Origin of the sequence: Mycobacterium colombiense, from assembly GCF_001672755.1 — a bacterium.
GTDB lineage: Bacteria > Actinomycetota > Actinomycetes > Mycobacteriales > Mycobacteriaceae > Mycobacterium > Mycobacterium colombiense_C.
In genome coordinates, this window is the sequence record NZ_LZKI01000150.1 from 61,082 (window position 1) to 67,331 (window position 6,250).

Annotated in this window: 5 protein-coding genes; 3 read left to right on the plus strand and 2 right to left on the minus strand. The window is 64.4% G+C overall.

Annotated features, from left to right (window positions below; genetic code table 11):
• The first annotated feature begins 93 nt into the window (after nucleotides 1-93).
• Nucleotides 94-1,266 carry a radical SAM family heme chaperone HemW gene (gene hemW, locus A5708_RS20705; RefSeq protein ID WP_065030412.1) on the plus strand — a complete coding sequence of 391 codons (1,173 nt, stop codon included), beginning with the start codon at nucleotides 94-96 and terminating at the stop codon, nucleotides 1,264-1,266.
• 18 nt (nucleotides 1,267-1,284) lie between these two features.
• On the opposite strand, the gene A5708_RS20710 is transcribed toward hemW, so the two are convergent.
• Nucleotides 1,285-2,529, minus strand: coding sequence for a sodium-dependent bicarbonate transport family permease (locus tag A5708_RS20710; protein WP_065030413.1), 1,245 nt, complete (start codon nucleotides 2,527-2,529; stop codon nucleotides 1,285-1,287).
• Nucleotides 2,530-2,808: 279 nt separating this feature from the next.
• The gene (locus A5708_RS20715) at nucleotides 2,809-3,021 is read right to left on the minus strand and encodes a hypothetical protein (protein WP_065030414.1); all 213 of its coding nucleotides are present in this window, start codon (nucleotides 3,019-3,021) and stop codon (nucleotides 2,809-2,811) included.
• Between the two features lie 323 nt (nucleotides 3,022-3,344).
• Between A5708_RS20715 and A5708_RS20720 the strand changes: the two genes are divergently transcribed.
• Nucleotides 3,345-4,697 carry a salicylate synthase gene (locus A5708_RS20720; RefSeq protein WP_065030415.1) on the plus strand — a complete coding sequence of 451 codons (1,353 nt, stop codon included), beginning with the start codon at nucleotides 3,345-3,347 and terminating at the stop codon, nucleotides 4,695-4,697.
• Between the two features lie 183 nt (nucleotides 4,698-4,880).
• Nucleotides 4,881-5,897 carry an acyl-ACP desaturase gene (locus tag A5708_RS20725; protein ID WP_065030416.1) on the plus strand — a complete coding sequence of 339 codons (1,017 nt, stop codon included), beginning with the start codon at nucleotides 4,881-4,883 and terminating at the stop codon, nucleotides 5,895-5,897.
• Nucleotides 5,898-6,250: the final 353 nt, after the last annotated feature.

Here is a 6,250-nt window from a genome sequence, read left to right on the forward strand (position 1 = left end):
TAGAAGTTCGTGCGACGTTCATTGCGCGCTTGCCGGCCGCTTCGGTGGAATCGACGCCCCGGCGGCGCCCGGTCCATCGTGGGATCATTTGGCATGGCCATTCGCGAGGAACCGGTCGACCTGCCCGACGTCGGGGTGGTCGACGGGCAGTCGTTTGGCATCTATGTGCACGTGCCGTTCTGTGTGACCCGTTGCGGCTATTGCGATTTCAATACCTACACCCCGGCCGAGCTGGGTGGCGTCAATCCCGACGCCTGGCTCGGCGCACTGGGCAGGGAACTGGAACTGGCGGCCGCGAGGTTGCAGGCGCCCCCGGTGAACACCGTGTTTGTCGGTGGCGGGACGCCCTCCCTGCTGGGCGGCCCGCGGATGGCGACGCTGCTGGGCATGGTGCGTCAGAACTTCACCCTGGCGGCCGATGCCGAGGTCACCACCGAGGCCAACCCCGAGTCGGCATGGCCGGACTTCTTCGAGGCCATCCGCGCGGCCGGCTACACCCGGGTATCGCTGGGGATGCAGTCAGTGGCACCGAGGGTGTTGGGTGTCTTGGACCGCATCCACACGCCGAACCGGTCCGCGGCCGCCGCCCGCGAGGCGCTGGCCGCGGGCTTCGAGCACGTCAGCCTCGATTTGATCTACGGAACTCCGGGGGAGTCCGATGACGACCTGTTGTGCTCGGTCGACACCGCGATCGAGACCGGTGTGGACCACGTGTCCGCCTATGCGCTGGTCGTCGAGGAAGGCACCGCGCTGGCCCGGCGAGTCCGGCGCGGCGAACTGGCCGCACCCGATGACGACGTGCTGGCCCACCGCTACGAATTGGTGGATGCGCGGTTGTCCCAGGCGGGATTGTCTTGGTACGAGGTGTCCAATTGGTCGCGGCCCGGCGGTGAGTGCCGCCACAACCTCGGTTACTGGGATGGTGGCCAGTGGTGGGGCGCGGGGCCGGGCGCGCACGGCTATCTCGGTACGACGCGCTGGTGGAACGTCAAGCACCCCAACGCGTATGCGGAACGGTTGGGCGCGGCGGCACTGCCGGTGGCCGGATTCGAGCAGCTGGATGCCGAAGCCTTGCACACCGAGGACGTGCTGTTGAAAACCCGCCTGCGTCAAGGACTCCCAGTCGAATCGCTGAATCCTGCCGAGCGGGAGCGCGCCGAGGGCGTGGTTGCCGACGGGTTGCTGGTGTCCGACGGTGACAGGCTGGTCCTGACGCCGCGCGGACGCCTGCTGGCCGACCGCGTGGTGCGAACGCTATTGGGGTAGCGGCGTTCCCCGCGTGGGTCAGACCCCGAACAGATGCTCGAAGACGCGGGCGATCTCGATGTAGAGCGGGATCCCGATGGTGACGTTGTAGGAGAATGTCAGGCCCAGTGAGGCGGCCAGCGGCAACGTCGGGCTCGCTTCCGGGATCGCCAGGCGCTGCACCGCCGGAACGGCGATGTAGGACGCCGCACCGCACAGGACCGCGAACAGAACGTAGGTGCCGGTCTTGAAGTCGGTGTGAGTCAGCGACGCATAGCTGCAGGCGACGATAATGCCCAGCGTCGCAAAGACATTCGGCGCCACCAGGCCGAAGACGATGAACCCGGGACCCGCGGTGCGGAGATCCTTCAACTTGCGCGACGCCGTCATCCCCATCTCGAGCAGGAACAGGCACAGCACGCCCTGGAAGGCCAAGACGAAGAATTTGTCGTCGTCGGCGACGACCTTCTGTCCTTGCAGCCCACTGACGAGGCCGATGATGATGCCGCCCATCAGCAGGACCAGGCCGGGGTTGAGGAAGACCTCCTGGAACAGCTCCCGGGAGAAGATGGGCACCTTCTTGCCCTTGGGGCGCGCCGGGCTCTGGTCGGCCTCCCAATCGGGGTGCTCCAGCTTTTCCAGCGAGAGCTCCAGCTCCTGCTCGATGGCGGCTGCTTCTTCCTGGCTCTCGAGGCTCTGCCCGTGTGGAGGACGCGCGGCGGTCCCGGGGCCGAGGCCGACCTTGACCGGCGGTGTGTAGCCGGCCTCGTCGGGCATGTAGCCGGCGGAGTCCATGCCCCGATGCCGCAGCCGGGCAACGAAATACAGCGCTACCAGGCAGCCCGGGATTTCCATCACGGCCAGCATCACCGGCATGTATGCGTTGAAGGCGATGTTCACCGCGGCCAGTACGGCCACGCAGGTGGCGAACGTTCCGGCCGAGTCGGACCCGTAGTAGCCGGCGATGGTCGCGCGGTCGACCTTCCGCAGTGATTTCAGGCGGCTGAGGCCCAGGTAGGCCAGGCCGCCGATCAGACAGTTCAGCACGAAGCCCAGGACCATGAAACCCACGATGACCCCGACGCTCGACGCACTGACCTGCGCGAGTTCTTCCCCGCCGTGCCAGCCGATGGCCAGCAACAGGTACATGGTCAATCCCTGATAGATGACGTAGGGGAATTCGAACCGCACCTTGAGGATGGGAATCAGGAACCCGAAGTAAAAGAACAATAGAAGCGGTTTGAACAAGTTATGGGTGAAGTTGTGCCAGAACTCTTGCAGCATCGATGCCTCCGTTGGTTAGAGCGCTGATCTGGGGAAGCACCGTCCGCAAGCGGAGCAACCACGAAACATCCCGACGACCGTCAAGAATTTATCCCCGCCGCTGGCCCGCCGCCACTTGACAGCAGACAGGGTGTCGGACGCCCGCGAGACTGATGATAACCGATGAAACCGCTGCTCAGAGCGCCATCACGCGGGCGAATTTCCGCGGGCGTGGCCGCTACCGCTGCCGCTAGTTTGGTGTGAAAGTGCTGTGCATTTACTGTGGAGTCAATAAAGCGGTCAGCGCGCAGACGGGACGAGCGAGGGCCTGACACCGGCGCCCTTTTTGCGGTGCGTCACCGAGAGCCACGCCGACGGCGAGTAATGCGTCGTGATTTCCTCGAAACCGTCGACCCGGGATACCGAAAGCACACCGGTCTGCGGATTGATTTCGAGTTCGTCGCCTTCGCTCGCGTGCACTTCCTCGCCGTTGGAAAGCCGGATTATGAACACGGTGTTCCTCCAATCCGGGGCGGGCAGTGAGCGCTAGGAAAAGTCTGGCTGCCCAAGCCGCCTGTTGTGCGGCCGCAACGTAAACGGTTGGGAAACCTTTGGAGTGGCGATCTTCACAGCCGCCCACCGGATTTCTGCTTCGAGCTCGAAATTCAGACAGTGCTACCTGCGCAAACAGGCCGGTACCACCCGGGCACCGCCAGGCTTCGAGATGGAGCGCCCGGCCGGTTGGCGGTTTAACTCCGCGGGAGTTTTAGCTGAATGAGGCAATTGAGGGGGATCGGTTGCGCACAGATACATAGGTTAGGCTACATTTACTAACCGTGACCGAGGTCAGCGTCGAGACAAGTTCCGCCGGCTCTGAGTCGCCGTCGATTCCGGTTCCGCTACACGTCGACCCGGCGGACCTGGCGGCCCACCTGGCCGTGGTGCTGTCCGAGCGCGCCGGGGAAGAGTATTTGCTCTACGAGCGCGACGGTGAATGGGTGCTGGCCACCGGTGTGCGCGCGATGGTCGAGCTCGACAGCGACGAGCTGCGGGTGATCCGCGACGGGATGACCCAAAGCCAACAATGGTCGGGCAGGCCTGGTCCGGTGCTCGGTGAAGCCATCGACCGGCTGTTGCTGGAAACGGACCAGCTCTTCGGCTGGATCGCCTTCGAATTCGGTGTGTACCGCTACGGGCTGCGGCAGCGGCTCGCGCCGGGAACCCCACTGGCCCGGGTGTTCTGGCCGCATGGCCGCATCGTGGTGACCCGGGATGAGGTCCGGCTGTTCGGTACCTCGGCCGGGCACCGGGACGAAGTCCTCGGCGTCCTCGGCGTCGGCGTGCCGGATGTGCGCGACGCCTCGGCGGTCGACGTGGCCGCTGACCCGTCCGACTACCGTGGCCGCGTCGCGTCGGCCGTCGCAGAGATCGCCGCGGGCCTCTATCACAAAGTGATTCTTTCCCGTTCTATCGAAGTGCCCTTCGCGCTCGATTTCCCGTCCACCTACCGGCTGGCCCGCCGGCACAACACCCCGGTGCGGTCCTTCCTGCTGCGGCTCGGCGGGATTCGCGCTGTGGGTTACAGCCCCGAACTGGTCGCGGCCGTCCACCAGGACGGCGTTGTGGTGACCGAGCCGTTGGCGGGCACCCGCGCGCTTGGACGTGGCGAGGTGCGTGACCGCCAGGCTCGCGACGACCTGGAGTCGAACTCCAAAGAGATTGTCGAGCACGCCATTTCGGTGCGAAGCTCGCTGCAGGAAATGACGGAGATCGCCGAGCCGGGCACCGCCGTTGTCACCGATTTCATGACGGTGCGGGAACGGGGGAGCGTGCAGCACCTGGGCTCTACGGTCAGCGGCCGGCTGGGCACATCCAACGACCGGATGGATGCGCTCGAAGCGCTGTTCCCGGCGGTCACCGCGTCGGGCATCCCGAAAGCCGGTGGCGTCGAAGCGATCATGCGCCTCGACGAGGGGCCGCGCGGGCTGTATTCGGGCGCGGTCGTGATGCTTTCGGCCGACGGCGGCCTTGATGCGGCGCTGACGCTGCGGGCGGCGTACGAATGTGACGGCAAGGCCTGGCTGCGGGCCGGTGCGGGCATCATCGAAGAGTCCACGCCCGGTCGCGAATTCGAAGAGACCTGCGAAAAGCTGTCCACGCTCGCCCCCTATCTGATTGCGCGCCAATAACTTTCTGATCGCTTTGGTTGCCTGCCGGCGGTAGCCGGCGGCTTGGTGTTCCCTGCGTCACGGTCGGTGCCGTAGGGACTTTCGGCTCTATATGCCCGGATCGCGCGCGTGTCATCTTTATGTAACCGCATGACACACATACATCGCGCGTTACTGACCGCGGCAGATAACTGGGAGGGATCCGTGCCCAAGGCGCTGACGAACCTGCAGCTACTTCACGAGCTTGAGCCGGTGGTCGAACGCCTGCTCAATCGCCACCTCTCGATGTTCAAGGAGTGGAGCCCGCACGACTACGTTCCCTGGTCGGACGGCAGAAACTTCTACGGGCCGGACGGCCAGGATTGGGAACCCGGGCAGACGAGACTTCCCGACGTCGCGCAGGTGGCGATGGTCCAAAACCTGTTGACGGAGGACAATTTGCCGTCGTATCACCGTGAGATTGCGATGAACTTCAGTATGGATGGTCCGTGGGGGCAGTGGGTGAATCGATGGACCGCCGAAGAGGCCAGGCACAGCACGGCGCTGCGCGACTACCTGGTGGTCACTCGTGCCGTCGACCCGGTCGAGCTGGAGAAGCTGCGGCTGGAGCAAATGACAAGGGGCTTCAGCCCGGGCCAGAACCAGCAGGGTGACATGTTCGCTGAGAGTCTGTTCGACTCGGTCATGTATGTCTCTTTCCAGGAACTCGCCACCCGCGTCTCGCACCGCAACACGGGCAAGGTCAGCAACGACACGGTCGCCGAGCAGTTGATGGCCAGGGTGTCGCATGACGAAAACCTGCACATGCTGTTCTACCGGGATATCAGCGCCGCGGGTCTGGACATCGCACCCGATCAGGCGATGAGGTCGGTGCACCGAATCCTGCGCAATTTCAAGATGCCTGGGTTCACCGTCCCGGAGTTTCGCCGCAAGGCGGTGATCATCGCCGTGGGCGGTGTCTACGACCCCCGCATCCATCTCGAAGAAGTGGTCATGCCCGTGCTCAAGAAGTGGCGGATCTTCGAACGCGAAGACTTCACCGGCGAGGCCGCCGGCATGCGCGACGACCTGGCGCTGTTGGTCAAGGAACTCGAGGACGCCTCGGAGAAATTCGACGAATCCAAGCGGCGCTACCTGGAGCGGGAGGCACGCAGAACCGAGAAGATCACCGCCAGCAAGGTGCTTCAAACGAAGGGGACGCTGACGCTGAGCCAGCATTGACCGCTATCTGGTTCTCCGTGGGCTGGGCTGCGCTCGCCGAGCGAATGTGGGCCATTCCCATGATCAGCGGTACAGCTTTGCGTAAGGTGCGACGCACACCCGGGGGTTAGAAAAGTAGGAGCTGTATGTCTAATCTCAGGGCGAAAGCATTGCTTGGCCTGATGCTTGCCTTGATCTCCCCGGGAATAGCCGAATGCACGGCCACCGTCGCGTGCGCAGCCTGCACCGTCGATACAGGTACCGGTGGCCTGATTTAGGTCGCGCGCACGGCCCGAGGTGCGCGCTGATCCAGAATCAGACCGAAGAGCTCGATTCGAGATAGTCGGCCAAAATGCGGCCGACGAGTGACTCGA

Bases quoted from the DNA above. Each gene is read 5' to 3' on its own strand.
- hemW (WP_065030412.1), top strand. From the start codon at position 94: ATGGCCATTCGCGAGGAACCGGTCGACCTGCCCGACGTCGGGGTGGTC.
- A5708_RS20710 (WP_065030413.1), bottom strand. From the start codon at position 2,529: ATGCTGCAAGAGTTCTGGCACAACTTCACCCATAACTTGTTCAAACCG.